The sequence below is a fragment of the Altererythrobacter chaiwopuensis genome, from assembly GCF_054957735.1.
Genome location: NZ_JBTXJF010000001.1, coordinates 1,632,795 through 1,658,665, shown reverse-complemented (window position 1 = coordinate 1,658,665; position 25,871 = coordinate 1,632,795). Strand labels below are relative to the sequence as shown.

Sequence of the window (25,871 nt, the reverse complement as noted above, 5' to 3'; positions counted from 1 at the left end):
AATCACAACAGTCTGCCCGCCCTCACGTAGGCAAACGAAAAGGGCGGCACCTTCCGGTACCGCCCTTCCGCAAATCGAAAAATCGATTCTGCCGATAAATTACTCGGCAACTTCTTCCGCTTCAGCAGCAGCTTCTTCAGCAGCGCCTTCAACGGCGTCAGTTGCTTCAGCAGCAGCGTCAGCAGCCGAATCAGCAGCTTCAGCGGCCGCATCAGCAGCGGCGTCAGCATTTGCTTCGGCGTCAGCAGCCATGGCGTCAGCGGCTTCGTCAGATTCGACGGAGGTTTCCGAGCAAGCAGCGAGGCCCAGAGCCGAAACTGCAACAGCGGCAGCAAGAACGATTTTACGCATAAGTTCAATTCCTTGATCAGCGAGTGATTCTGCGCGGCAAATTAACATTGGCCGCGCACAAAGCGGGCCGCTGGGCTCGCTTCAAGCGCGCTAAATAATGGCGACTTTGTGGCAGTGCAAGTGAATTCGATTGTATCTGCCATTTTTCGGCCTCATTTCAACCCGCCCCCTAACCGCCTTATCCGGCGCTAACAGACATGCGCACATCGCTTGCAAAGCGGCTTACCAGCGCCGCTGCGCACTGCTAGCAAGCTCACATGGCCGAACATAAGCACCTCTATCTCGTCGACGGGTCTTCATATATTTTCCGGGCCTATCACCGGCTCCCGCCGCTAACCGACCCGGAAGGCACACCTGTGGGCGCGGTTTACGGCTATACCACCATGCTGTGGAAGCTCGCCGAGGATCTGGACAAGGCCGAAGGGCCCACGCACCTGGCGGTAATCCTTGACAAGGATTCAAAGAGTTTCCGCAACGAGATTTACCCTGAATACAAGGCGAACAGGCCGCCTGCCCCCGAAGATCTGGTGCCGCAATTTCCGCTGATTCGCGACGCAACCCGCGCTTTCAGCCTGCCCTGCATCGAGGAATCGGGGCTTGAGGCTGACGATCTGATCGCATCCTATGCCCGCGCTGCACAGGCGCGCGGGTGGGACGTTACCATCGTTTCTTCCGACAAGGACTTGATGCAGTTGATCGGCGAGAAAGATGGTGCGCGGATCGACATGCTCGATACGATGAAGAGCCAGCGCATCTACATCGAAGAGGTGGAAGAAAAGTTCGGCGTGAGGCCCGAGCTGGTCGGCGATGTGCTCGCGCTGATGGGCGACAGCGTCGACAATATCCCTGGCATCTTCGGGATCGGGCCAAAGACCGCGAGCAAATTGATCGCCGAACATGGCTCGCTGACGGCGGCACTGGATTCAGCAAGCGAAATGAAGGCGTCCAAGCTCAAGGAACGGCTGATCGAACACCGCGCCAATGCCGAGCTCAGCCGGGTGCTGGTCGAACTCAAGCAGGATTGCGAGCTGCCGGAACCACTGGAAGACTTCGAACTCGACGGTGTTCCGCCCGAACCACTCGCCGCTTTCCTTGAAAAACATGGCTTCACCTCGCTGCTTAGGCGGCTCGGCAATGGCGCGGGCAGCCCTTCGCGCGCGACCGATCTCAACCCGCCCAAGCAGGAAACCGGTGGCGATGCCGGCAGCATCGCAGGCAATCGCCAGCCGCTGCCTGAAATGCCAGCCATTGATCGCAGCCTGTATGAAACCGTTCAAAGCATGGAGCGGCTGCAGGCCTGGATCGAACGCGCCACTGCTGCGCGGCTGGTGGCGGTGGACACCGAAACCAGCAGCCTTGATGCCATGCGGGCCGATCTGGTGGGCGTCAGCCTGGCACTGGGACCCAATGACGCCTGCTACATCCCGCTTGCACACGGCGGCAGCGATATGTTTGCCGAAAAACCGGACCAGGTGGATCGCGATGCCGCGATCACCGCACTCAGGCCGCTGCTGGAAGACGAGGCCGTGCTGAAGATCGGGCAGAACATCAAATACGATATCAATGTGCTCGCCCGCTACGGCATCCAGGTCAGCCCGGTGGATGACACCATGGTCCTGAGCTTTGCACTCGATGCAGGCCGATCCGAGAACGGGATGGGCGGCCACGGGATGGACGAACTTTCACAGCGCCATCTGGGCCACACTCCGATCGCCTTCAAGGATGTGTGCGGCGCCGGGAAGAAGCAGATCCCGTTTGGCGAAGTGCCGCTGGACAAGGCAACCGAATATGCCGCCGAGGATGCGGACGTGACCTGGCGGCTGCACCAGTTGCTAAAGCCGCGCCTTGCCGAAGAGGCCGCGACACGCGTCTACGAACGGGTCGACCGTCCGCTGATCCCGGTGGTGGCGCAAATGGAGCGGCACGGGATCAGGGTTGACCGCGCGCGGCTGGCCAGGCTGTCAGAGGAATTCGCCAAAGAGACCGCGCGGCTGGAGAAGCAGATCCACCAGCTAGCAGGCGAGGAGTTCACCGTTGGCAGCCCCAAACAGCTGGGCGACATCCTGTTCGACAAGCTGGGTTACAAGGGCGGCAGGAAGGGCAAGAGCGGCCAGTATTCGACCGACGTATCGGTGCTGGAAAAACTAGCGGCAGAAGGCGCGGAAATCGCCAGGCAGGTGCTCGAGTGGCGCCATATGACCAAGCTCAAGTCGACTTATACCGACGCGCTGCAGGAAGCGATCAATCCCGAAACCGGGCGGGTGCACACCAGCTACAGCCTGGTCGGCGCACAGACCGGGCGGCTTTCCTCGACCGATCCCAATCTGCAGAACATCCCGGTGCGCACCGCAATCGGGCGACAGATTCGCGAAGCATTTGTGCCCGAAGAGGGCAACGTGTTGCTGGCGGCTGACTATTCGCAGATCGAGCTGCGGCTGGCGGCGCATATGGCCGATGTGCCAACCCTGAAGGAAGCCTTCGCCAATGGCGAGGATATCCATGCCCGAACCGCGCGCGAAATGTTCGGCGAAGTGACGCGCGACACGCGCGCGCGCGCAAAAACAATCAACTTCGCGATCCTGTATGGAATCTCGCGCTGGGGCCTGGCGGGAAGGCTGGAAGTCGAGCCCGACGAAGCGCAGGCCATGATCGATACCTATTTTCAGCGTTTTCCCGGCATCCAGGCCTATATCCATTCCACGCTCGAAACAGTGCGTGAGCGCGGATATTCGCAGACCCTGTTTGGCCGAAAAACCTGGTTTCCGCGGATCAATTCAAAGAACCAGGCCGAGCGGCAAGGCAGCGAGCGCGCGGCGATCAACGCACCGCTCCAGGGCACCAGCGCCGATATCATCAAGCGGGCGATGGCGCGGATGATGCCCGCTCTCGCAGATGCTGGGCTGGGGCATGTCCGCATGCTGCTGCAGGTGCATGACGAGCTGGTATTCGAACTGCCCGAAGCCGACGTAGCGGCCGCCTCGCCAGTGATCGAACGGGTTATGGCGGAAGCGGCCAGCCCTTCGGTCAAGCTCGACGTTCCGCTTGGCATCGACATCGGAACAGGCCTGAGCTGGGACGCCGCGCATTAGCGCCGCACCTGCGCAGCCAGGCTTCGCCTTGAAAGCCAAGCGCTTCCCGCATAGGTGAGGCGAGATGCTTGAACAATTCAATCCCGCAAACTGGCGGATCGCCTGGGACCAGGTGATGCTCACGGCGATCTCGGTACTCGTGGCCGTAGCAATCGCCTATGCTCTTTACCGGCTCGTCTTCTCGGTGGTCGCGCGCCTGACCCGGTTTTCGGAAACCAAGGTTGACGAAATGGTGGTGGAGCGCGTCCGCCGCCCGGTCAAATGGGCATTCATCGCGATCGGCGTGACCGTTGTCGCCCAGGCAGATCCGCAGCTGCAAGGGATCTGGGAGCCGATCGCGCGCTTCGTCCGCCCCGCGCTGCTCGGCTGGATTGTCTTTACGCTGGTCAAGGCCTTTACTGCCGCGCTCGAATACCGGCTGGAGATTTCCGAAGATCCAGTGGCCATGCGCAGCCGCCGCACCCGCATCGCGATCCTTTCGCGCACCGCCACATTCGGCATCATATTTATCACGGTCGGCCTGATGCTGATGGGCATACCCGGCGTGCGCGATATCGGCACCACGCTGCTGGCCTCGGCCGGGCTTGCCGCACTGGCAGTGGGCGCAGCAGCGCAGCCCGCGCTCAAATCGCTGATAGCAGGCCTGCAAATGGCCCTGACAGAGCCTTTGCGGATCGGCGATCTCGTCAAGGTTGATGGCCAGGTCGGACGGGTCGAGGAAATCCGCATGAGTTTCGTCACGGTGCGGACCTGGGACGAGCGCGTTCTGCTCGTGCCGACCAGTCAATTCATCGACGAGAGCTTTGAGAACTGGTCGCGCAAGAGCGAAAGGCTGACCGGGCCGGTAATGCTGCATCTCGATCCGATCACCGATGTCGAACCGATCCGCACCGAATTCGAGCGCTTCGTCAAGGCGCATGAATTGTTCGATGGCCGCAACATGGCGCTCTTGATGACTGAAGCCTATCCCGAGAGCATCGAGCTGCGGCTGTCCGTCAGTGCGCAGACGATCGGCGATCTGTGGCAGCTCCGCTGCGACCTGCGCGAACATATGCTCAAGTGGCTGCGCGAGAACCAGCCCGAGGCGCTGATCCGTCACCGGCTCGAACTGCCTGGCGGCCATAGCAAGGCGGGCGAGCCAGCAGCCCCTGGCGCCTGATCCGGCTGGCGCGGCTAGTCGCCGCTATTCGATCCCGGTTTCCTCCGGCCCGCCATGCTTGCGATCGCGGACCGGCTCCAACATGCCTTCGTGGATGAAGCCGATCGGGTGGATTTCAGCTGCGCGTTTCTTCAATTCGCCGCGCATGTTGCGATATTCCTCTTCCATCTGCTCGGTCACCGTCGCGCGCGAATCCTTCAGCGCTTCGGCAAAGTCCTGTGCCGCAACTTCGCTCACCTCGTCGCCAACCCGGCGCATCGCGCTCATTCCAGCGCGCCGGACGACGTCCTCCAGATCAGCCCCGGTGAAGCGCTCTGTCTTGGCTGCGATATCGTCCAGGTCGACATCGCTCGCCAGCGGCATGGCCTTGGTGTGGATTTCAAGGATGTGCTTACGGCCACCCTTGTCGGGCGTGCCGACATAAACCAGCTCGTCAAACCGGCCCGGCCGCAGCAGCGCCGGATCGACCAGCGCGGGCCGGTTGGTCGCGCCGATCACCACCACCGATTGCAGTTCCTCCAGCCCGTCCATTTCCGCCAGGATGGTGTTGACCACGCGCCCGGTCACCTGCGGCTCGCCCTGCCCGCTGCCGCGCGCAGGCACCAGGCTGTCGATCTCGTCAATGAAGATCACGCAAGGCGCCACCGACCGCGCGCGTTGGAACATGCGCGCGATCTGCTGCTCGCTTTCGCCATACCATTTGCTGAGCAGATCAGAGCTCTTCATCGAGATGAAGTTGGCTTCAGCCTCTTTCGCTACCGCTTTGGCCAGCAAGGTCTTGCCGGTGCCGGGCGGGCCATAGAGCAGGAAGCCCTTGGCCGGGCGAATGCCCAGCCGCGCGAAGGCATCCCGGTTCTTGAGCGGCAGTTCGATACCTTCCTTGAGCTTGTCGATCGCGTCTTGCACCCCGCCGATATCGCTCCACGAGACATTGGGCATCTGCACCATCACTTCGCGCATCGCAGAAGGCTGGATGCGCTTGAGTGCCGAAAGGAAATCGTCGCGCTCGACGCACAGATCCTCAAGCACCTCAGGCGGAATGGTACGCTCATCAAGGTCGAGCCTGGGCATGATCCGGCGCACCGCGTCGATCGCGGCTTCGCGCGCCAGCGCAGCGATATCCGCACCGACGAAACCATGCGTGACACGCGCCAGCTCCTTCAGATCAACCTTTTCACCCAGCGGCATTCCGCGAGTGTGAATGCTGAGGATCTCGCGCCGGCCCATTTCGTCGGGCACGCCCAACACGATTTCACGGTCGAACCGGCCCGGTCGCCGCAGCGCCTCGTCGATCGCATCGGGCCGGTTGGTGGCAGCGATCACGACCAGATTGGCGCGGGATTGTAGCCCGTCCATCAGTGTCAGTAGCTGCGCCACCAGCCGCTTTTCCGCTTCGCCCGTCACCTGGGTGCGCTTGGGCGCGATCGAATCGATTTCGTCAATGAAGATGATCGAAGGTGCGGAACGCGCCGCTTCCTCGAACACTTCGCGAAGTCGCTTTTCACTCTCGCCATAGGCCGAACCCATGATCTCAGGCCCGTTGATGGTGAAGAATTCGGCATCGCTTTCATTGGCGACAGCCTGCGCCAAACGGGTCTTGCCAGTCCCCGGCGGGCCGTGCAGCAGCACGCCCTTGGGCGGATCAACGCCCAGCCGGGTAAACAATTCGGGATAACGCAGCGGCAGCTCCACCATCTCGCGCAATTGCTGGATGGTATCCCCCATGCCGCCGACATCGTCATAATTGACAACCGCGCGCCCATCGCGCGGCTCCTCGAATTCGGCGCGCAGTTCAACCTCGGTGTTCTCGTCGATATGCACGATGCCTTTGGGCGCGGTCGACACCACCGAAAGGCGGATTTGCGTCAATGCATATGCGGGCGCACGCAGCAGCTGCCGCACATCGGGCGGCATATTCTGCACCGGTTGCTGGCCGGTGGTCGCAACCAGGTCACCCGCCAGGACCGGGCGGCGGAAGAAGTTGCGCTTCAACGCCTGGCCCGGCCCCTGCAGCCGCATTTCGCGCTGCGCCGGGGCGAAAACCACGCGGGTCGCCGGGCGTGACTGGGCCACTGCAATGGTCACATGCTCGCCCGAACCAACCTGGGCATTGCCGCGCTGCAAGCCGTCAAGCCGCACCACGTCCAGCGCTTCGTCTTCGTCATAAGCTGCCATGGCAATCGCCGGTGTGCTGCGCTTGCCGGTAATCTCGATCACATCGCCCTCGGTGATGCCAAGCGCCTGAAAGGCCGATCGCGGCATGCGCGCGATGCCCTGCCCCGATTCCTCCTGCCGCGCAGCTGCAACCTGAAGGCGCACGGTCGCAGCTTCCTTGCTGACCTTTTTCGAAGGGGCATCGGCATCAGCCATGGGAAATCTCTCCGTCCGCAGCGGGGAATAGTAGAAGAATGTAAGCTAGGAAGCCTGAACCCGATGTGCAAACTTTGTTCGCCGCGCGGCCGCCCGATCAGCCCCGCAGCACCTGGTCGGGCGTGCCAAAAGAAAAAGGCCCGACCATGACGGCCGGGCCTGAAAGTCTTTGGGAGAGGATGCCTGAAAGGCAGGCTCTAAGTGCGGCGGAAGGGATTTTTGTGCAAGTGCGAAAAGAACATTGTCTGTTGCATGAAATGCAACTCTGAGCGGGTGATGTTATTTATCGCATTGTATTTGCTAAATTATGTTCCTTGCTTCATTCATTCCTGTTTGACCGTAAAGGTTGCTTTGGCGATCATTTTCGCTGCATCGCAGCAAAATGGGTTGCCGAAATAGCCTGTACTCCGCTCGGCCGCGTCAACTGCCACCATGTCAACGGCCCGGCCATCAGCGCCCTGCCGTAGCTTCGCGGATCTCGAGCGGCACGGGCAGGCAGGCAGAAACAGTCCGATACAGCGGATGACAGCCGCCCGGTGACACGCTATGCGGCGCGCATCTCTCCCTGCCTCCACGAGGAGCCGATGCAAAAGCTATTTCCAGATGCCGCCGCCGCCCTTGAGGGTTTGCTGCATGATAACATGATGATCGCAGCGGGAGGCTTCGGCCTGTGCGGCATTCCCGAACGCCTGCTTGACGCGATCCGAGACAGCGGGGTCAAAGGCCTCACCTTTGCCAGCAACAATGCCGGGATCGACAATGAAGGGATCGGCAAGCTGCTGCGCACGCGCCAGGTGAAGAAGATGATCAGTTCCTATGTCGGGGAGAACAAGGAGTTCGAGCGGCAATTCCTCTCCGGCGAGCTCGAAGTCGAATTCTGCCCGCAAGGCACGCTGGCAGAGCGCATGCGCGCCGGCGGTGCGGGCATTCCCGGCTTCTACACCAAAACCGGCGTCGGCACCCAGGTGGCCGAGGGCAAGGAACATAAGGAATTCCCCAATCGCGACGGGGTGATGGAAACCTATATTCTCGAGCACGGCATCTTTGCCGACCTCGCGATCGTCAAGGCGTGGAAGGCGGACGAGACGGGCAATGTGATATTCCGCAAGACCGCGCGCAATTTCAACGTTCCGGCCGCCACTTGCGGCAAGGTATGCGTGGCCGAAGTGGAAGAGATCGTACCCGCCGGCAGCCTCGATCCCGATTGCATCCATTTGCCCGGCGTGTTCGTGAACCGCATGATCCTGGGTGCGCCCTACGACAAGAAGATCGAGTTCCGCACGGTTCGCGAGAGGGAGACGGCGTGATGCGCACTTTGACACTGACGCTTGGCCTGCTTCTCGCTGGTTGCGCGAGCGCGCAAGGCGAGCCGCTGGCGGTTTCGCCGCCACCTCCGGCTCAAACCAGTGAAGCCGCAACGCCGCCAGCGCCGCTGCAATATCTCTATGGCTCTGCCGAAGCCGTAATCGCGGTGCGTGCGACCTACACCCGCATCGCCGACTTTGCGGCCTTGCGTATCACGCAGCGGCCACAGGACAGTGTTATCCTGACGGCCGAAGCCAGCATGGATGCCCCGCGCTTCGAGCCCTGCGGTGACAAGCCCTATGCCGCTATCTTCGATGCCGACGAGACGCTGATCTGGAACCTCGGTTCGATGCGCTGGTTTGCGCAGCGGGGTATCTCGTTCGATCCCAAAGTCTGGGACCAGTGGGAAAAGACCGGCGCGGGCAAGGCCGTGGCGATGCCCGGCAGTGTCGAGCTGGTGAACACATTGCGCGCCGCAGGCATCACCGTCATCGCCAACACCAACCGCAGCGCCGCCAATGCCAAGGGCAGCGAGGATACGCTGCGCGCAGCCGGGCTGGGCGAGTTCAGGCATGGGGAGACATTGTTCCTGCGCGGCGACGATGCTGGCGGATCGAGCAAGGATCTGCGCCGCGCCACTATCGCGTCGAGATATTGCGTTATCATCATGGCCGGCGACCAGCTCGGCGATTTCAGCCAGCAGTTCAACGAGCGCAGCCTGCCCGCCGCCAGCCGCATGAAACTGGCGACCGGCCCTGCAGCGAGCGCGCTGTGGGACAATGGCTGGTTCCTGTTTCCGAATCCCGTCTATGGCCCATGGGAAAGCCTGGGCTGGGACGACACCTTCACCACTGGCAGCGAATGGGAGCCGAATTGATGGCCGAGGCAACCAGCGGCTGGACCCGCGACCAGATGGCCGCCCGTGCGGCACGCGAACTCGAGGACGGATATTACGTCAACCTGGGCATCGGCATCCCCACGCTGGTCGCCAACCACATCCCCGAAGGGATGCAGGTGACGCTGCAGAGCGAGAACGGCATGCTGGGTATCGGGCCCTTCCCGTATGATGACGAGGTCGATGCCGACCTGATCAATGCCGGCAAGCAGACCATCAGCGAATTGCCGCATTCGGCCTATTTCGACAGCGCCACCAGCTTCGGGATGATCCGCGGCGGCCATATCGACCTGACGGTTCTGGGCGCGATGGAAGTGGCCGAGAATGGCGACATCGCCAACTGGATGATCCCGGGCAAGATGATCAAGGGCATGGGCGGCGCGATGGACCTCGTCGCCGGGGTCAAGAAGATCATCGTGGTGATGGACCACACCAGCAAGGATGGCAGCCCCAAGTTCATCCCATCCTGCACACTGCCGCTGACGGGCACCAATGTGGTCGACATGGTGATCACCAATCTCGCCGTATTCAGGCGCAAGGACCATTCCAGCCCGTTCCAGCTGATCGAGCTGGCGCCCGGCGTTACTGCAGACGAAGTGGCCGCAAGTACCACCGCCAGATACGAAGTGGCGCTTTAGAGACCCTGATGACGGAATTTGGTGCGACTCGCGTGCACGTGCAATAAAAGCGCATGGGTTTGCACGCCGCCTTTCGTGCCCGCTTTCTCGACGTCCTCGCGTCAATCTACATCTATAACGAACATCGCGGCTACACCTCGCTCGACCGGGTGCTGGAGGCGGTGCGTGCACGCTGCCCCGAAGACACCGGCTTCATCGGCGCAGTCGAAAAGCACCGCGCGGACGAAGAAAAGCATTATCGCATGTTCCGCCGCTGGTTCGAACTGCAGGGCCGAATGCCGCTCAAGGTCGATCGCACCTGCGGGCATATCGACCATTTCATCGAAAGCGTGTTCGGCTGCACGATCGAGGATCTGGACACTGACGGCGTGGTGACCGACACTGACGCGTTCGAGAAATTGTGCCGGGTGATCATGATCACTGAACAGCGGGGCATGAATCAGGTCGAAATCCTGCTCAGGAACCGGCACGTCCTTTCGGACCGGGGAATGACCAGCATTTTCAAGGTGGTCGAGCGTGACGAACCCAGCCATTGGATGCCCTATGAAGCCTGGCTACGAGCCAATGGTCGCCGCCCGCGGCCGCGCTGGCGCGAGTTGTGGACCGATTTCTGGATTCACAAATCGCTGATGCTGGCGAAATTACCCTCCGTCTTCCTCAATCGGCATTCACCGCGCCTCGCTGCCTGGCCGGACGAGAATCCGGCGGCTTACGCCATGTGAGAGCTTGACCTTGCTCGCCCGCTGCCGCAGCAGCGCGGTCATGTGGCTGAATGAACCCCGCAATCCCCACGCCCCACTGGCCGGGCTCAAGGTTGTCGAGCTTGCCCGGGTTCTGGCCGGTCCCTGGGTCGGGCAGATCCTTGCTGATCTTGGCGCCGATGTAATCAAGGTCGAAAGCCCTGACGGCGACGGCACGCGGCAATGGGGCCCGCCCTGGGTCGAACGCGCCGGGCCTGGCGGCGAAACGCTTCGCGAGGCGGCCTATTACCACGCCTGCAACCGGGGCAAGCGCGGGATCGTGGCGGATTTCGGAAACCCGCAGGATCTGGACCGGGTCAAGCAGCTGATCGCCGATGCCGATGTCGTGGTGGAAAATTTCAAGACCGGTTCGCTGGCGAAGTTCGGGCTCGACTATTCGGCGCTGGCCCGCGCCAACCCCGGCCTCGTCTATTGTTCGATCACCGGCTTCGGTCAGACCGGGCCGCGTGCGCACGAAGCGGGGTATGATTTCGTGATCCAGGCCATGAGCGGCTTCATGGCACTGACCGGCGAGCCTGACGGCGCGCCGATGAAGATGGGCATTTCGATCTCCGATCTCGTCTGCGGCCTCTATGCAGTGATCGGCATCCAGGCGGCGCTGACCATGCGCGAGCGAACCGGAACAGGCCAGCATGTCGACATGGCACTGCTCGATTGTTCGGTCGCACTGCTCGCGAGCCAGGCGCTGCATTACCTGACGACCGGCACCAATCCGCCGCGCATGGGCAATGAACATGCGCAGGTCAGCGCCTATGGCGTTTTCCCGACGCTGGACGATCCGATCATTCTTGCCCCCGCCAATGACGGGCTGTTTCGCAAACTGCTGCACGTGCTCGGGCGCGACGATCTGCTAGGTGACGCGCGCTTCGCCAGCAACGAGGCTCGAATCGCCAACCGGGGCGCACTCGATGCCATGATCGCAGCGGAAACCGGCCAGCACACACGCCAATGGCTGCTCGAACAGTGCCACGCGCACGGCATCCCGGCCGGGCCGATCCACACCATCGATCAGGTCTTTGCCGATCCGCAGGTGGTCGCCCGCGGTTTGCAGATCGAGCTCGATGGACTGCCAGGCGTGCGCAGCCCGTTCACCTTCTCCGGTGCCGAACTGGCGCTTGACCGGCCCTCACCCAGGCTGGGCGAGGACCAGGGCGATCTGGATTAGGCCAGCGCAGCCTTGAGATCATCGACCAGATCGGTGCGTTCCCAGGGGAAAAAATCGCCATCGGGCTTGCGGCCGAAATGGCCATAGGCCGCGCTCTTGCGATAGATCGGCTTGTTGAGGCCCAGGTGCGTGCGGATCGCGCGGGGTGTAAGCCCGCCAAGCTTCGCGATCGACTTGATCGCCGCCTCAAGCCGGTCGTCACCCACTGTCCCCGTGCCATGCGTATCGACATAGAGCGACAGCGGCTGCGACACGCCGATGGCATAGGCGATCTGGATCGTGCAGCGCGTGGCCAGGCCCGCCGCGACCACATTTTTCGCCAAATAGCGCGTGATATAGGCGGCCGAGCGGTCAACCTTGGTCGGGTCCTTGCCGCTGAACGCGCCGCCGCCATGCGGCGCTGCGCCGCCATAGGTATCGACGATGATCTTGCGGCCGGTCAGCCCCGCATCGCCATCCGGCCCGCCGATCACAAAGCTGCCGGTGGGATTGATGTGCCACATGGTTTCATCGGTCAGGAAGCCTTCGGGCAGGATTTCGGCCACGACGCGCTTCACATAGGCTTTGAGTTCGGCCTCTTTCTCGCCCTGGTCATAACCCTCCGCATGCTGGGTGCTCACCACCAGAGCGGTGCAGGCGACCGGCTTGCCATCCTTGTAGCGCAACGTAACCTGGCTCTTCGCGTCGGGTTCCAGGAAGGGCGCCGCACCGGAATGGCGGTCAGCGGCAAGTCGCTGCAGGATCTTGTGGCTGTAGTCCAGCGTCGCGGGCATCAGGTCAGGCGTTTCGTCGCAGGCGAAGCCGAACATGATACCCTGGTCGCCCGCGCCTTCATCCTTGTTCGACCCATCCTTGCCGGCATCGACCCCTTGCGCGATATGCGCGGACTGGCCGTGCAAGTGGTTTTCGAAATCCAGCGTCTTCCAGTGGAAGCCTTTCTGTTCATAGCCGATCTCGCGCACAGTGCTGCGGACAGCCTGTTCGATCTCTTCCTTGGCGCCGGGAGCCCATCCGCCATTGACCGCCCACTCTTCATTGTTCTCGTCATACATCGGCGCGCACCGGATTTCGCCCGACAGGATGACGCGCTGGGTCGTCGTCATGGTTTCGCAAGCGACGCGGGCTTCAGGGTCCTTCGCCAGCATCAAGTCAACGACGGCATCCGAAATCTGATCGGAAACCTTGTCTGGATGCCCTTCGGAAACGCTTTCGGAAGTAAACAGGTATTCGCTGCGCATGCTACCTCGATATAAAGAGTTCTTTATGTGTAAAACTGGCTCCTAGACGCGGCGGCGGCGCATGGCAACCAGAGATGCTGCCAATAACAGCATGGCCCACACGATCGGCAGGAAATTCCCCAGCTTTGCGAACAGGGTTGCAGCGTGCGGCGCGGGAATCATCCCATCAATCCTTCCGGCAACTCCGCTTCCCACATGCTGGCGCACCACGCCGTTGGCATCAATCACCGCGCTGATCCCTGTGGTGGTGGAGCGCAGCACCGGCAAACCCTCTTCGATCGCACGCATTCTTGCCTGCGCAAGATGCTGCGGCGGCCCCCAGCTTCCGAACCAGCCATCGTTCGAGGGGTTGAAGATATAGTCTGGCCGGTTGGTGCGGTCGACCACCTGCCCGGAGAACACGATTTCATAGCAGATCTGGATTCCGGCCTGCCCGAGCCTGCCAAGGTCGATAGTTTGCGGGCCCGGCCCCGGCAGATAGTCGATAGATCCCGGCACCAACCGCGACAGGCCCAGCGGCTCCAGAATCGGACGCATCGGCAGATATTCGCCATAGGGCACCAGATGCGCCTTGGCGTAATTGGCGAAAATACGCCCCTCGCCATCGATCGCGCTCACCGAATTGCGCGCGCTGACGGCCCGGACAATGCCGCCCGCCTGACCCATATCGAGATGGGCCAGGCCGGTGAGCAGCACCGACTTTTCGCCGATCAGCGCCCCGATCCTTTGACGCGCAAAACCGGGATCGGCGCCGGCGGTGCGCGCGCTGTAGTAACGCTGGGGATAGCCATCCTCGAGATAGTCAGGGATCGCCGCTTCGGGCCACAGCACCAGCCGTTCCTGCTCGTTGCCGGGCATGGTCAACTGCGCGGTGCGGATGAACTGTTCTTCGAACCTGGTCGGATCCTCGCGCTCTTCCTGCGGGATCAGCGGCTGGATAAGGGCATAGCGGATCGTCCCTTCGGCATTGGAAATGCTTCCAAGCGGAACATTCATCGCGGCCACCAGAGCAGCCGCAAGCACCGCTTGCCCAAGAATGCTGCGCCGCTCGACCGTAAAAATCGCCAACCCCGCGATCAATATCGCCAGGCCGGAAAGCGCATAGGTGCCCAGCCACGGCAGCAGCAGCGCGATGCCCGGGCTGTCAAAATCACCCAGCAGCATCAATCCCAGCGGAGGCCAGGGATATCCGGTGAAAACCCAGCTGCGCAGCCATTCTGTGACGATCCAGACCGCGGCAAAAAGCGCCGAAAAAGGCAGGATCGCTGCATTGCGCACCGCCAGATGCGCTGCGAGCGCCGCCAGAGCCGGATAGATCGCGAGATAGAGGCACACCAGCGGCACCGCGAACCAGCCGAGGATTGGCGGCATTTCCACCTGAAATGTAAAGGCGGTCGCGATCCAGCTATTCGCGACGGTCAGATGCGACAGGCCAAACAGCCATCCCAGCAGCGCAGCCGATTTCCAGCTTGGGGTTTTGCGGAGTAACGCGATGAACAGCGCCAGCGCGAACAAGCCAATCGGCCATAGGCCCAGCGGCGGGTATCCCGTCGCTCCAACTGCGCCGAACAGGGCCGCGGCCCAGCGCGGATGCGCCAATAACCATTGCCACAGCCTGACGACTTTATCGCTCATGCTGCGACCTGGCTTCCTGGTTGCGCTGGTTCGGCCCCCGGCGGGTTAACCGACGGCTTGCACGCCGTCATCGCTATTGTCGCTAATCTTGCGGCGGCGGCGCGGCTTGGGTGCTTCCTCGCCATCCTTCCGCGCCGAAATTGCGGGCGGCAGCACGGCAGCGTCGATTTCGCCGGACTGTTTGCTTGCTTCTTCGCGCGGCTTGCGGCGAGGGCGGCGCGGCTTGCGCGCTTCATCCGAATCTCCGCCGCTGCCAAACGATCGGTCATCCCTGTCGCGCTCTGTCTCACGCCTGCCTTCAGATGCCTCTGGCGCATCATCATCGCGGTGGTCCTGCGGCTTGCGATGACGGCGGCGATCCTCGCCCTCATCCTCATCGTCATCATCGTAGTTCGACTGGGAGCGTTCATCCTGCCGCTTGGTCCGACCATCGTCCTGGCGGGCCTTGTTGTCGGCGATCACACGGAAATAGTGGTCCGCAAACTGCAGATAGTATTCCATCTGCACCCGGTCACCATTGTGCTGCGCGTCCTGGGCCAGCTTCTTGTACTTGTCGAGCAGCTGCGGAGCGTTGCCCCTTGCGCGGCTGTCAATCCGGTTGGCGTTATTGCCGCCACCGCTCTGATTGCGGCTGCCGCGACCGCGGCGACGATTAATGCGATTATTGTTCAAGGAATGTCATCCTCATTGGAGTTGCCGCGCCGCCAGTTTCCGGCACCGGGCCATCTCACCCCTTTGCTTGAGCTTCGCCACAGGGCGGAGCAGTCCTATCCACATGATCTGGCGAGCGTTGCTGCGCTGCCTGGAAAACTGAAAATGCGGAGCTTTGCTTGTGGTTTGCACGCTGGCGAACCGGAAGCTGATTCGGAACTAGACTCCGAAATGCACTTTGCCAAGTGTTTATCTCAATATCAGGGCGCGCGGGTGGCCGCCAAGGTCATGGCGCAATGCAACACAAAACCCTGCTTCTTGCGAGAGTTGCGTAATATTATCCGCCTGAGTGGAACCGATTTCGAGCACAGCGCCACCTGAATCTGTCAACAACTGGCGCAATTGCGGGATGATGAGGCGGTAATCATCAAGCCCGTCAGGACCCGCGAACAGCGCCGAGGAGGGCTCGAAATCGCGCACATCGGGTTCAAGCGCGGCATCCTGTTCGACATAGGGCGGGTTGGCGATGATGAGCTCGAATTTTCCCAGATCCTCGGCCCAGCCAGCTGTGTGCCAGTCGCGGTGCAAAATCTGCGCCCGCTCCGCCACGCCCAGCATTTCCGCATTTGCCGCGGCGACAGCTACCGCGCCCAGCGAGAAATCGATGCCCACCCCCTTGAGGCCGGGCCGCTCCGCCAGCAAAGTCAGCAGCAAAGCGCCGGAACCGATACCCAGATCGAGCACGCGGCCTTCCTGCGGCGCTGCCTCGAGCGCGGCTTCGACCACGGTTTCGCTGTCGCCGCGCGGGATAAGGACGTCGGGGGTGACCGTGAAGGTGCGCCCGAAAAACTCCGCACGTCCCAGGATATAGGCCACGGGTTCATGCCGCGCGCGCCGCCCTGCCAGCGCGGCAAACTCCGGCGGCGCGGGCGCATCCATATGCCGCAAAAGCATATCGGAACGCGAAACCCCCAGCGCATGCGCCATCAGCAGTTCGCCGTCGAGCCGCGCGGTGTCGCTGGTGCCGGAGAGCTGCCGGGTCGCGGCGCGGATGGCTTGGGCGACTGTCATGAAATCACCGTCTGCGACTGTCCTTCGACAAGCTCAGGACGAGCGGAGTTTTCCACCACACACGCTCACCCTGAGCCTGTCGAAGGGTAGTCACAACGCCTTCCCCACTCATTCACTGAGCGCCGCCAGCCGCTTGGCCTCGTCCTCGGCAGTCAGCGCGTCGATGATCTCCCCAAGCCCGGGTCCAGCCAGCACTTCCTCAAGCTTGTGCAGCGTCAGGCCGATGCGGTGATCGGTCACGCGCCCTTGCGGGAAATTATAGGTGCGGATGCGTTCGGAACGGTCGCCCGAGCCGACCATGGCCTTGCGCGCCTCGGCCTCGGCCCCCTGCGCCTCGTCACGCATTTTTTCATAGAGCCGCGCGCGCAGCACCTGCATCGCCTTGGCGCGGTTCTTGTGCTGGCTGCGCTCATCCTGGCAGATCACCACCAGCCCGCTGGGCAGATGGGTGATGCGCACCGCGCTATCGGTGGTGTTGACGTGCTGCCCGCCCGCGCCCGAAGCGCGGTAGATGTCGATCTTCAGGTCCTTGTCCTCGATCTGGACATCGACCTCGTCCGGCTCGGGCAGCACCGCCACGGTCGCCGCCGAGGTGTGGATGCGCCCGCCGCTTTCGGTCACCGGCACGCGCTGGACGCGGTGGACCCCGCCTTCGAACTTGAGCTTGGCGAACACGCCCTGCCCGCGCACATTGGCGACCACTTCCTTGAAGCCGCCGACTTCGCTGGCGTTCATGCTGACCGGCTCTACCTTCCAGCCCTGCTCCGCGGCATAGCGTTCGTACATGCGGTAAAGGTCGCCCGCGAACAGCGCGGCTTCATCACCGCCGGTGCCGGCGCGAATTTCCAGCATCGCTGGGCGCATGTCGGCGCTGTCGCGCGGCAGCATGGCGATGGCGAGCTGCCGTTCGGCCTCAGGCAGCTTCTGGCGGATTTCCGCCAGTTCCGCCTCTGCCATTTGTTTCATCTCAGGGTCCGCGAGCATCTCTTCGAGGCCCGCGATCTCATTGCGCATTTCCCGCACTTCGCGCGCGGCCTTGGCCACCGGCTCGAGCTCGGCATAGTCGCGGCTCGCCTGGACGAATGCCTCGCCCTCGAGCGTGCCCGAGGCCATGCGCGCCTCAAGCTCGGCGAAGCGATGGGTGATCTGGTCAAGGCGGGCGGCGGGTATTTGCATGTGTCACTTCTCATATCGTCATTCCCGCGCAGGCGGGAATCCATTTGTCAAAGGGCGGTGGCTCCGCCCTGGATCCCCGCTTTCGCGGGGATGACGAAGGGGGCTAATGGCCGCTCAAGATGAAGTCTTCAACGGCTGTAGCCACCTCGCTGCCGTCACCCATCACGCGAACTGGCGAACCGCTTTCAGTAACTGTAAAAGAAACGAGTGTGTGAGATGGAATTTTTTTGGCTTTGTCGAAACGTTTACGTGGGGATCCGGCAGCAAAAAGTTCAGAAGAAAATCCGGCGCCACGCAGCTTTGTCACCAATGTGACGGCATCAGAAAGACGATCGTCATTCTCAACAACCACAATAACATCGGCCGAAGCCTCCCCCCTCTCCCCCACCAGCATCGCGAGCCGTTCGATCCCGGCGGCCCAGCCGACCGCAGGAGTGGGCGGCCCGCCGAGGCTTTCCAGCAGCCCGTCGTAACGCCCGCCGCCCAGGATGGTGCTCTGGCTGCCGAGCTTGCCCGCCGCCTCGCTGCCCTCATCGGGCACGAACTCGAACGCCGTATGGCGGTAATAGTCGAGCCCGCGCACCAGGCTTTCGGCGCGGGTCCACTTCACCCCCGCCGCATCGAGTCCGCTGGTCACCGCCGCGAAGAACGTCTGCGCCTCGTCTGACAGGAACGCATCGATCTTCGGCGCGCCAGCCACATGCACGCGGTCACGCGGGTCCTTGCTGTCGAGAATGCGCAGCGGGTTCTTCTCGAGCCGCTCCTGCGAATCTTCGGACAATTCGGCCCGAACCGCCCTGAAATACTCCACCAGCGCGGCGCGCCAGGCCTCGCGGCTTTCCGCATCGCCCAGCGTGTTAAGGTGCAGCGTCACACCCTCGATCCCGAGCTCGCGGATCACCTGATCAGCCATGGCGAGCAGTTCGACATCGGCCTGCGGCTCCGCTGCGCCGATGATCTCGGCATCGATCTGGTGGAACTGGCGATAGCGGCCCTTCTGCGGGCGCTCATAACGGAACAGCGGGCCGTGTGTCGCCACCTTGAGCGGCGCATGCTGCTGCCATCCATTGGTCAGGTAAGCGCGCGCGATCCCGGCGGTGAATTCGGGCCGCAGGGTGAGCGATTCCCCGCCGCGATCCTCGAACGAATACATTTCCTTCGATACGACATCGGTCGTCTCGCCAATGGCGCGGCTGAACACTTCGGTCTTCTCGAACACCGGCATTTCCACCCGGCGGAAGCGATAGAGCCGCCGCACACGCTCGAAGGTTTCGACCACAAAGGCGAAAGCCTCGGCATCGGCGCCGAAAATATCCTGTGTGCCGCGAATGGCGCCTGGCGTTCTGGCGGAAGTGTTCTTGCTCATCAATTCCTCGTTTCGGTGGGCGCTTAGAGCGAATTCGAGTGAAATGGAACATTTCACGGCTTGGGAGCAGTAGGCGTGCACAGCACAAATCGCGGCGACACAGGTTTGACGCTTTCGGCGGAACGGGGAAAGCCGCTCGTCGATCAAGCGCTTGCACTTGACCCGAACCCTCTGCAAAAGCCGCGCCCATGAAAAAAGTAACAATTGCGGTCGCCCTCCTTTCCACTGTTGCATTCGCCGGACCGGCACAGTCGCACGCCGCGGAGCGCTCTGCCCCGGTTGCCACGCCGCTTGCCGATGCCACGCCGATGCCGGCCGATATGCCGTGGCCCGGCGGCACGATCACGCTCGATATCGACGCCAGCGATACTTCGCGCGGGGTCTATTCGGTCACTCAGACATTTCCCGTTGCGCCGGGTACCAGCAAGCTGACGCTGCTCTATCCCGAATGGCTGCCGGGCAATCACGCCGCGCGCGGGCCGATCAACCTTGTCAGCAACATCCGCTTCTACGCCAATGACAAGCCGCTCGATTGGAAGCGCAACCCGCTCGACGTCTACCAGTTCGATATCGTGCTGCCGCAAGGGACCAGCGAGGTTACCGCGCGTTTCGTCCATACTTCACCGGTTACGGGCCGCGAGGGCCGCATCACCATGACGCAGGAAATGCTCAACCTGCAGTGGGAGAAGATGAGTTTCTACCCGGCGGGGCATTACACGCGCCGGATCGCAGTGAAGCCGAGCGTGACTGTGCCCGAGGGATGGAGCACCTTCACAGCGCTCGACGGCAAGGCGCAGCAGGGGAGCCGCGTGAGCTGGGCCGTGACCGATTACGAAACGCTGGTCGATTCGCCGATCTTCGCCGGCAAGTATGCGCAGCAATGGGAAATCGGCGAAAACGTACGCCTTGGTGCGGTGGGTGATGCGCCCAAATACCTTGCCCTGGCGCCAGCAAACCTCGCCCGTTTCGAAAAGCTGGTCGACGAGGCCGATGTGCTGTTCGGCACGCGCCAGTTCGACCATTACGACTTCCTGCTGGCGATGACCGACCGGATGGGCGGGATCGGGCTGGAACACCACCGCTCTTCCGAGAACCAGTATGAGCCGACCGCGCTGATCGACTGGGAAGCGATGGACTGGGATCACAATGTCGTGAGCCACGAGCTGGTACACAGCTGGAACGGCAAATTCCGCCGCCCGGCGGGCCTGTGGACGCCCGATTTCCGCACGCCGATGCAGAACAGCCTGCTGTGGCTCTATGAAGGGCAAACGCAGTTCTGGGGCTGGGTGCTGGCGGCCCGGTCCGGCCTGCAACGCAAGGACACGATCCTGGGCACGATTGCGCTGGCCGCAGCCAATTATTCCGAAGGCCAGCCGGGTCGCGAATGGCGATCGGTCCAGGACACCACCAATGATCCGATCATCAACTCGCGCCGCCCGCTACCCTATTCCTCGCTCTCGCGTAGTGAGGATTACTATGTCGAAGGAGCATTGACCTGGCTCGAGGCGGACCAGATCATCCGCCAAGGGACCGGCGGCAAGGCCGGCCTCGATGATTTTGCCAGGGCATTTTTCGGCAAGGCGGACGGCGATTGGGGCGTGCTGACCTACGACTTCGAAGAGATCGTCAGCACGCTGAATGAGGTCTATCCCTATGACTGGGCCAGCTTCCTCGACACGCGCCTGCGCCAGCCGAACCAGCCTGCACCGCTGCGCGGGATCGAGATGGCAGGCTACCGCCTGGTGTGGAAGGAAGAACCGAACAGCTACAGCGCCGGGCGGATGAAGGGCAGCAAATATCTCGACCTGTTCTATTCGCTCGGGATTAACCTTGATTCGCAGGGCAAGGTGATCTCGACGCTGTGGGATGGCCCCGCCTTTCGCGCGGGCATCGTCAACGGCTCAATCGTGGTCGCGGTCAATGGCGCGGCCTTTTCGCATGACGTGATCAAGGAAGCGGTGACCGCGGCCAAGGGCAATAGCGCGCCGCTAGAGCTATTGGTCCGCCGGGGCGACAATTTCGCCACCGTCGCGCTCGATTACCACGGCGGGCTGCGTTATCCCTGGCTCGAGCCAGCCATGGCTGGTGAAACAGGGCTTGACCGTCTGTTCGCAGCACGGGCGAAATAACGCGCGGCCAGATCATTGATATTGCAGCGCAGCAATGCCGCCAGTAAAGGAGCTGCCATGCAAATCGACAAGATCCCCACCGGTAGCAATCCGCCTGAAGAGCTCAACGTCATCATCGAGGTGCCGACCGGCGGCGAACCGGTGAAGTATGAATTCGACAAGGAATCGGGCGCGCTGTTCGTTGACCGTATCCTGCACACGCCGATGCGCTATCCCGCGAATTACGGCTTCGTGCCGCACACGCTTTCCCCGGATGGCGATCCGCTTGACGCGCTGGTGATCGCACGCAGCCCGTTCATCCCCGGCTGCGTAGTGCGCGCCCGCCCGATCGGCGTGCTCAACCTTGAAGACGAGCATGGCGGCGACGAGAAGCTGATCTGCGTGCCGGTCGACACGACCTTTCCCTATTATTCGGATGTCGGCGAGACCAAGGACCTGCCTTCGATCATCTTCCAGCAGATCGAGCACTTCTTCACCCACTACAAGGATCTGGAAGCCGAAAAATGGGTCCGCGTGGGCAGCTGGGGCGATGCCGAGGAGGCGCGCCGGATCGTGGTCGAGGCGATCGAGCGTTACAAGGGCTGAGCGCTATTCAACCGGGCGATCTGGATCGAGCAGGTCCTCGGACTGCTTTCCTCTGGTTTGCCTTTCCTTCTTCACCATATCGGTAATCTCGCTTTCAGGCCGCACATCCTGTTCGAGCCTGGCCGCGGGTGCGGCGCGTCCGGCGGATGACTTCTCTTCCGGCGCAGGTGCGGATCGCCCGATCTGCAATGCTTCGCTGCGCGCATCGACCCGCAACCGGTAGATCGGCTCTGGCAAGGCGAAGCCGGCCTGCTCCAGCGCATCCTTGACCGCTGCAATCGCCTGGCTGCGCGACTTGTACCAATCGGCTTTCTCCTGGTCGATCCAGGCAAGGAAGCGGATCTCGATATTCGAATTCCCGACACGCTCGATCCGCGCCTGCGGTTCCGGATCGCCCAGCAGAAAGGGCAACCCCGAAAGCGTATCGATGCCCACCTGCATCGCCACGCGCGGATCGTCATCGGCGTCCACCCCCAGCACGAAATCGAACCGGCGCTGCGGGTTGCGCGTGTAATTGAGGATTACCGCCTTGAAGACCTGTGCATTGGGAATGCGCAAATGATTGCCGTCGAGCGTCATCAGGATGGTGGCGCGGCTCGTCAGGCGGACCACCCGCCCTTCCAGTTGATCGATCACCACCCAGTCATTGGCGCGGAACGGCTGGCGGATGCTGAGCATGAGCGAAGCGACATAATTCTCGACCGTGTCGCGCATGGAAAAGCCCAGCGCGATGCCGATCACCCCCGCGCCGCCCAGCACAGCGCCCATCAATGCCCCTGCGCCCAGCATATCCAGCGCGATCAGCATCCCGCCGACCACGAACAAAAAGCGGATCGCGCTGCGCACCAGTTCGGACAGGAATGGGTTGGGCGTGATGCGTGCCCAAACCCCTTTGAGGCCGGCAATGAGATAGCCAAGCCCGCCGATCAGGACCGCCGTGATCAAGGCCACCAGAATCAACGGCAGCGCCTTCAGGAAATTTCCGCCGAGATCAGCGGTCTGGCCAATTACGGAAAGGTTTTCCTCTACCGAAAGATCGCGCTGGAGCCGGTTCTCGACCGTGACCACGCCTGATACGCGAGCCGCGATGTTGGCCGCACGCGCGATCGCCGCCGCGTCCGAAACCTTGCCCGAAAGCGTGACCACCCCCTCATTCACTTGCACCGCAACGTCGGAATAGGCGGGCAGTTCGGCGAAAATTCCGCTGATCCGTTCTGCGATACGCGCATCCTCGCCCGCATCGCGCGTGGCCTCGATAATCTGCTCTGGCGGTTCAGCTTGGGGAGACGGCGCGGTTACCGAGGGAACAATCGCCAGTGCAGGCCCGCTGACAAGCAACAGCAGCAGCGCAGCGATCGGGCTCAATATTCTACGCATAGGTTGGCACTCCCACGGCCAGCCTATCGCGGATCGGCACGAAAGCGAAGGAAGGATCAGAGAAGCGCCGAGATGCCCTTGAACAGACCGGTAAGGACAAAGGGCAATCCAACCGCCAGGCCCCACAGCGCAACAACGTCACGCCGAAAAGCCTGTGAATAGGATGTATCTCCAGCCTGCTCGTCGCTCAAATCGCTCCAGCGCCGTTCGAACCAGCGGCAAGCCGGGATGATGCCGGCCACCAGCACGACAAGGGCAAGATAGGGAATGATCGAATGCGATCCTTCCTTGAGCGCTTGCACCGTAACGAAAATCTGGAGCCCGGTGTAGATCAGCAGCGAATAGGCGATATGGTCGCTCATTGACTTGCGCCAGTCGCGTGTGCGGCCCGTCACTTGCGAGCCATGCGCCCCGTCATGCGAGTATGCATCGTTCATCGAGGTCCCCCCTCAATTCCTTACCGACTCGGGAATATCACAGAGAGAACCCGTTTGCGCAAGAGCGCTAACCATTGCGCCGTAACAACTGCCATGCATAAATCCTGCCAGATTGGCGATGACAGGGGTTTTCTGGGCCGCACACACTGCTAAGGCTGGCGCAATGGACGACCCGACCACTCTTGCCGACGCACCAGCCGAACGCGGCAATGCCGAAGCCATGGCCAATGGCGGACTCGAAGTCATCTCGATCGCCAAGAGCTATGACAAGCGCGCGGTGCTGACCGACATATCGCTGCATGTCGCCAAGGGCGAAGTGCTGGGCCTGCTCGGCCCCAATGGCGCGGGCAAGACGACCTGCTTCTATTCGATCATGGGCCTGGTGCGGCCGGATTCGGGCCGCATCCTGATGGACGGCGAGGATGTGACGCACCTGCCGATGTATCGGCGCGCGATCCTGGGCCTGGGCTATCTGCCGCAGGAAACCAGCATTTTTCGCGGCCTGACGGTGGAACAGAACATCATGTGCGTGCTCGAAATGGTCGAGCCCGATGCCGAAACTCGCAATGCTGAGCTGGAGCGGCTGCTTGACGATTTCGGCCTTACGCGGCTGCGCGAAAGCCCGGCCATGGCGCTTTCGGGGGGCGAACGGCGGCGCTGCGAGATTGCGCGGGCATTGGCGGCGAAGCCTTCGATCATGCTGCTCGATGAACCTTTCGCGGGGATCGATCCGCTGTCGATCAGCGATATCCGCGATCTGGTGAAGGACCTGAAGGAACGCGGCATCGGCGTGCTGATCACCGATCACAACGTGCGCGAAACGCTCGATATCGTCGATCGCGCCTGCATCATCTATGGCGGGCAGGTGCTGTTTTCCGGCTCGCCGCAGGATCTGGTGGCTGACGAAAACGTGCGGCGGCTGTATCTTGGAGAGGGCTTCACGCTCTAGGGGCCAGACTGATGGCGCTCGGACCTCGCCTCGATCTCCGCCAATCGCAATCGCTGGTGATGACGCCGCAGTTGCAGCAGGCGATCAAGCTGCTGGCGCTGTCCAATCTCGAAATCGAGGCCTTCATCGGCGAAGCGCTGGAATCCAATCCGCTGCTCGATGCGGGCGAGGTTTCGCGCGATGACGAGGGCGCCGGTGAACCTGCCGGGGGCGCTGCCGAGGAACCAACGGCAGATTTCTCGATCGGCGATGACAGCGCGCTCGACATCGACCCTGCGGCGCTTGATCGCGACTTCGACACCGGCGATGCCGACTGGGGCGCCGCCTTGTCCCGCTCGGTCGATCCCCAACTGCCGGGGATCGAGGAAACCAGCAGCGCCGATGCGAGCCTGGCCGATCATCTGCACGAACAGGTCGGCGCGCTATGCCGGGATGCGCGGCAGGAATTCATCGCGCGGCACATCATCGGCCTGCTCGACGAGGCGGGTTATCTCCGCTTCGACCTGCGCGAGATCGCCGCCGATCTGGGCGTCAACCTTGCCGAGGCAGAGCAGGCGCTGGGAATCGTCCAGCAGCTTGACCCCAGCGGAGTGGGTGCGCGCTCGCTCAGCGAATGCCTCGCGATCCAGGCGCGCGAGGCCGATCGCTATGATCCCTGCATGGCGCGGCTGATCGACAATCTTGAGCTGGTCGCGCGCGGCGAACTCGCCCGCATCAAGCGCATGTGCGGCGTGGATGACGAGGATTTCGCCGACATGCTGGCCGAACTGCGCAGCTATGATCCGAAGCCCGGCCTCGCCTTCGGCGGCGCCCGCACGCAAGCGGTGGTGCCCGACATATTGATCGGCGCATCGCGCGATGGCGGCTGGGACATCAGGATAAACGAGGACACCCTGCCCCGCCTGATCGTCAACCGCGGTTATTACCTCGAGCTGCGCCAGGGCGGCGCCGACAAGGCAACGCGCCGCTGGCTGAAGGAGAAGCTGGCCGATGCCAACTGGCTGATCAAGGCGCTCGACCAGCGGCAGAAGACCATCCTCAAGACCGCGGCCGAGATCGTGAAGCGGCAGGAGGGTTTCTTCCGCCGCGGCGTGTCCGAACTGCGCCCGCTGACCCTGCGCGAAGTGGCCGAGGCGATCGAAATGCACGAAAGCACGGTCAGCCGCGTCACCAGCAACAAGTTCCTACACTGCGATCGCGGCACGTTCGAGCTCAAGTATTTCTTCTCCAGCGGGGTCGGCTCAAGCGATGGCGAAGGCGCCAGCTCGGAAGCGGTCAAGGCGCGGATCAAGGCGCTGATCGATGCCGAGGATCCGCGCAAGATACTCTCCGATGACACGCTTGTAACGATGCTCAAGGCCGAAGGGCTCGATCTTGCGCGGCGCACCGTGGCCAAATATCGCGAGGCTATGGGGATCGGCTCAAGCGTCCAGCGGCGGCGGGCGAAGAAGCTGGCCGCAGGGGGGTGAATGGAGAATTAGGGTGGGGGGATTAGGTGTGCGTTCGCCGGAATTACCGGAATTA

The 25,871-nt window shown here is 62.3% G+C and carries 21 protein-coding genes; 11 read left to right on the top strand and 10 right to left on the bottom strand.

Annotated elements, in window-relative coordinates; all coding sequences use genetic code 11:
- Window positions 1-2 precede the first annotated feature (2 nt).
- Window positions 3-323 (bottom strand): hypothetical protein, encoded by a 321-nt coding sequence (locus ACX3VQ_RS08070; protein WP_462580358.1) that lies wholly within the window; start codon window positions 321-323, stop codon window positions 3-5.
- Window positions 324-608: 285 nt separating this feature from the next.
- On the opposite strand from ACX3VQ_RS08070, the gene polA reads away from it, so the two are divergent.
- Entirely contained in the window at window positions 609-3,440 is a 2,832-nt protein-coding gene (gene polA, locus ACX3VQ_RS08065; RefSeq protein WP_462580357.1) for a DNA polymerase I, read from the top strand.
- 64 nt (window positions 3,441-3,504) lie between these two features.
- Window positions 3,505-4,599 carry a mechanosensitive ion channel family protein gene (locus ACX3VQ_RS08060; protein ID WP_462580356.1) on the top strand — a complete coding sequence of 365 codons (1,095 nt, stop codon included), beginning with the start codon at window positions 3,505-3,507 and terminating at the stop codon, window positions 4,597-4,599.
- A gap of 24 nt (window positions 4,600-4,623) precedes the next feature.
- On the opposite strand, the gene ACX3VQ_RS08055 is transcribed toward ACX3VQ_RS08060, so the two are convergent.
- Entirely contained in the window at window positions 4,624-6,969 is a 2,346-nt protein-coding gene (locus ACX3VQ_RS08055) for a CDC48 family AAA ATPase (protein WP_462580355.1), read from the bottom strand.
- Between the two features lie 584 nt (window positions 6,970-7,553).
- Here ACX3VQ_RS08055 and ACX3VQ_RS08050 point away from each other — a divergent pair.
- From ACX3VQ_RS08050 to ACX3VQ_RS08030, 5 genes are read left to right on the top strand one after another with little or no spacing between them, the layout of a single operon-like run.
- Window positions 7,554-8,276 carry a CoA transferase subunit A gene (locus ACX3VQ_RS08050; protein WP_462580354.1) on the top strand — a complete coding sequence of 241 codons (723 nt, stop codon included), beginning with the start codon at window positions 7,554-7,556 and terminating at the stop codon, window positions 8,274-8,276.
- Window positions 8,276-9,151: a 5'-nucleotidase, lipoprotein e(P4) family gene (locus tag ACX3VQ_RS08045; RefSeq protein ID WP_462580353.1), complete on the top strand. Its 876-nt coding sequence runs from the start codon at window positions 8,276-8,278 to the stop codon at window positions 9,149-9,151. Before ACX3VQ_RS08050 ends, ACX3VQ_RS08045 begins: the two co-directional genes overlap by 1 nt.
- The gene (locus ACX3VQ_RS08040) at window positions 9,151-9,807 is read left to right on the top strand and encodes a CoA transferase subunit B (protein ID WP_462580352.1); all 657 of its coding nucleotides are present in this window, start codon (window positions 9,151-9,153) and stop codon (window positions 9,805-9,807) included. The genes ACX3VQ_RS08045 and ACX3VQ_RS08040 overlap by 1 nt, the downstream gene beginning before the upstream one ends.
- A gap of 53 nt (window positions 9,808-9,860) precedes the next feature.
- Window positions 9,861-10,529 carry a ferritin-like domain-containing protein gene (locus tag ACX3VQ_RS08035; protein ID WP_462580351.1) on the top strand — a complete coding sequence of 223 codons (669 nt, stop codon included), beginning with the start codon at window positions 9,861-9,863 and terminating at the stop codon, window positions 10,527-10,529.
- 40 nt (window positions 10,530-10,569) lie between these two features.
- Entirely contained in the window at window positions 10,570-11,733 is a 1,164-nt protein-coding gene (locus tag ACX3VQ_RS08030; protein WP_462580350.1) for a CaiB/BaiF CoA transferase family protein, read from the top strand.
- Here ACX3VQ_RS08030 and metK read toward each other — a convergent pair.
- The 6 genes from metK to hisS all read right to left on the bottom strand — a co-directional run bounded on the left by metK (window position 11,730) and on the right by hisS (window position 18,870).
- The gene (metK, locus tag ACX3VQ_RS08025; protein ID WP_462580349.1) at window positions 11,730-12,971 is read right to left on the bottom strand and encodes a methionine adenosyltransferase; all 1,242 of its coding nucleotides are present in this window, start codon (window positions 12,969-12,971) and stop codon (window positions 11,730-11,732) included. The genes ACX3VQ_RS08030 and metK overlap by 4 nt on opposite strands.
- Before the next feature lie 42 nt (window positions 12,972-13,013).
- On the bottom strand, window positions 13,014-14,606 hold the full coding sequence (lnt, locus tag ACX3VQ_RS08020) for an apolipoprotein N-acyltransferase (RefSeq protein WP_462580347.1): 1,593 nt from the start codon (window positions 14,604-14,606) through the stop codon (window positions 13,014-13,016).
- 45 nt (window positions 14,607-14,651) lie between these two features.
- Window positions 14,652-15,278 (bottom strand): DUF4167 domain-containing protein, encoded by a 627-nt coding sequence (locus ACX3VQ_RS08015; protein WP_462580346.1) that lies wholly within the window; start codon window positions 15,276-15,278, stop codon window positions 14,652-14,654.
- Window positions 15,279-15,506: 228 nt separating this feature from the next.
- Window positions 15,507-16,328: a peptide chain release factor N(5)-glutamine methyltransferase gene (gene prmC, locus ACX3VQ_RS08010; RefSeq protein ID WP_462580345.1), complete on the bottom strand. Its 822-nt coding sequence runs from the start codon at window positions 16,326-16,328 to the stop codon at window positions 15,507-15,509.
- A 108-nt stretch (window positions 16,329-16,436) separates the two neighbouring features.
- Window positions 16,437-17,504, bottom strand: coding sequence for a peptide chain release factor 1 (gene prfA, locus ACX3VQ_RS08005; RefSeq protein ID WP_462580344.1), 1,068 nt, complete (start codon window positions 17,502-17,504; stop codon window positions 16,437-16,439).
- Window positions 17,505-17,607: 103 nt separating this feature from the next.
- A complete protein-coding gene (gene hisS / locus ACX3VQ_RS08000; protein ID WP_462580343.1) occupies window positions 17,608-18,870 on the bottom strand; it encodes a histidine--tRNA ligase in 1,263 nt (420 codons plus the stop codon).
- 188 nt (window positions 18,871-19,058) lie between these two features.
- On the opposite strand from hisS, the gene ACX3VQ_RS07995 reads away from it, so the two are divergent.
- On the top strand, window positions 19,059-20,999 hold the full coding sequence (locus ACX3VQ_RS07995) for a M61 family metallopeptidase (RefSeq protein ID WP_462580341.1): 1,941 nt from the start codon (window positions 19,059-19,061) through the stop codon (window positions 20,997-20,999).
- A 57-nt stretch (window positions 21,000-21,056) separates the two neighbouring features.
- Window positions 21,057-21,584, top strand: a complete 528-nt coding sequence (gene ppa, locus ACX3VQ_RS07990; protein WP_462580340.1) for an inorganic diphosphatase — start codon at window positions 21,057-21,059, stop codon at window positions 21,582-21,584.
- Window positions 21,585-21,587: 3 nt separating this feature from the next.
- Here the strand turns inward: ppa and ACX3VQ_RS07985 are convergent, their stop codons facing one another.
- Both ACX3VQ_RS07985 and ACX3VQ_RS07980 read right to left on the bottom strand, forming a co-directional pair.
- The gene (locus ACX3VQ_RS07985) at window positions 21,588-22,961 is read right to left on the bottom strand and encodes a mechanosensitive ion channel domain-containing protein (RefSeq protein WP_462580338.1); all 1,374 of its coding nucleotides are present in this window, start codon (window positions 22,959-22,961) and stop codon (window positions 21,588-21,590) included.
- A gap of 56 nt (window positions 22,962-23,017) precedes the next feature.
- Window positions 23,018-23,398: a hypothetical protein gene (locus tag ACX3VQ_RS07980; protein ID WP_462580337.1), complete on the bottom strand. Its 381-nt coding sequence runs from the start codon at window positions 23,396-23,398 to the stop codon at window positions 23,018-23,020.
- A gap of 163 nt (window positions 23,399-23,561) precedes the next feature.
- Between ACX3VQ_RS07980 and lptB the strand changes: the two genes are divergently transcribed.
- Together lptB and rpoN are read left to right on the top strand one after the other, a co-directional pair.
- Entirely contained in the window at window positions 23,562-24,347 is a 786-nt protein-coding gene (gene lptB / locus ACX3VQ_RS07975; RefSeq protein WP_462580336.1) for an LPS export ABC transporter ATP-binding protein, read from the top strand.
- A gap of 11 nt (window positions 24,348-24,358) precedes the next feature.
- A complete protein-coding gene (gene rpoN, locus ACX3VQ_RS07970; protein ID WP_462580335.1) occupies window positions 24,359-25,816 on the top strand; it encodes an RNA polymerase factor sigma-54 in 1,458 nt (485 codons plus the stop codon).
- The last annotated feature ends 55 nt before the right edge of the window (window positions 25,817-25,871 follow it).

What these genes read in the sequence shown, in the direction of transcription:
- polA (WP_462580357.1), top strand. Translation starts at nt 609, where the DNA reads ATGGCCGAACATAAGCACCTCTATCTCGTCGACGGGTCTTCATATATT.
- ACX3VQ_RS08060 (WP_462580356.1), top strand. Translation starts at nt 3,505, where the DNA reads ATGCTTGAACAATTCAATCCCGCAAACTGGCGGATCGCCTGGGACCAG.
- ACX3VQ_RS08055 (WP_462580355.1), bottom strand. Translation starts at nt 6,969, where the DNA reads ATGGCTGATGCCGATGCCCCTTCGAAAAAGGTCAGCAAGGAAGCTGCG.
- ACX3VQ_RS08050 (WP_462580354.1), top strand. Translation starts at nt 7,554, where the DNA reads ATGCAAAAGCTATTTCCAGATGCCGCCGCCGCCCTTGAGGGTTTGCTG.
- ACX3VQ_RS08045 (WP_462580353.1), top strand. Translation starts at nt 8,276, where the DNA reads ATGCGCACTTTGACACTGACGCTTGGCCTGCTTCTCGCTGGTTGCGCG.
- ACX3VQ_RS08040 (WP_462580352.1), top strand. Translation starts at nt 9,151, where the DNA reads ATGGCCGAGGCAACCAGCGGCTGGACCCGCGACCAGATGGCCGCCCGT.
- ACX3VQ_RS08035 (WP_462580351.1), top strand. Translation starts at nt 9,861, where the DNA reads ATGGGTTTGCACGCCGCCTTTCGTGCCCGCTTTCTCGACGTCCTCGCG.
- ACX3VQ_RS08030 (WP_462580350.1), top strand. Translation starts at nt 10,570, where the DNA reads ATGTGGCTGAATGAACCCCGCAATCCCCACGCCCCACTGGCCGGGCTC.
- metK (WP_462580349.1), bottom strand. Translation starts at nt 12,971, where the DNA reads ATGCGCAGCGAATACCTGTTTACTTCCGAAAGCGTTTCCGAAGGGCAT.
- lnt (WP_462580347.1), bottom strand. Translation starts at nt 14,606, where the DNA reads ATGAGCGATAAAGTCGTCAGGCTGTGGCAATGGTTATTGGCGCATCCG.
- prmC (WP_462580345.1), bottom strand. Translation starts at nt 16,328, where the DNA reads ATGACAGTCGCCCAAGCCATCCGCGCCGCGACCCGGCAGCTCTCCGGC.
- prfA (WP_462580344.1), bottom strand. Translation starts at nt 17,504, where the DNA reads ATGCAAATACCCGCCGCCCGCCTTGACCAGATCACCCATCGCTTCGCC.
- hisS (WP_462580343.1), bottom strand. Translation starts at nt 18,870, where the DNA reads ATGAGCAAGAACACTTCCGCCAGAACGCCAGGCGCCATTCGCGGCACA.
- ACX3VQ_RS07995 (WP_462580341.1), top strand. Translation starts at nt 19,059, where the DNA reads ATGAAAAAAGTAACAATTGCGGTCGCCCTCCTTTCCACTGTTGCATTC.
- ppa (WP_462580340.1), top strand. Translation starts at nt 21,057, where the DNA reads ATGCAAATCGACAAGATCCCCACCGGTAGCAATCCGCCTGAAGAGCTC.
- ACX3VQ_RS07985 (WP_462580338.1), bottom strand. Translation starts at nt 22,961, where the DNA reads ATGCGTAGAATATTGAGCCCGATCGCTGCGCTGCTGCTGTTGCTTGTC.
- ACX3VQ_RS07980 (WP_462580337.1), bottom strand. Translation starts at nt 23,398, where the DNA reads ATGAACGATGCATACTCGCATGACGGGGCGCATGGCTCGCAAGTGACG.
- lptB (WP_462580336.1), top strand. Translation starts at nt 23,562, where the DNA reads ATGGACGACCCGACCACTCTTGCCGACGCACCAGCCGAACGCGGCAAT.
- rpoN (WP_462580335.1), top strand. Translation starts at nt 24,359, where the DNA reads ATGGCGCTCGGACCTCGCCTCGATCTCCGCCAATCGCAATCGCTGGTG.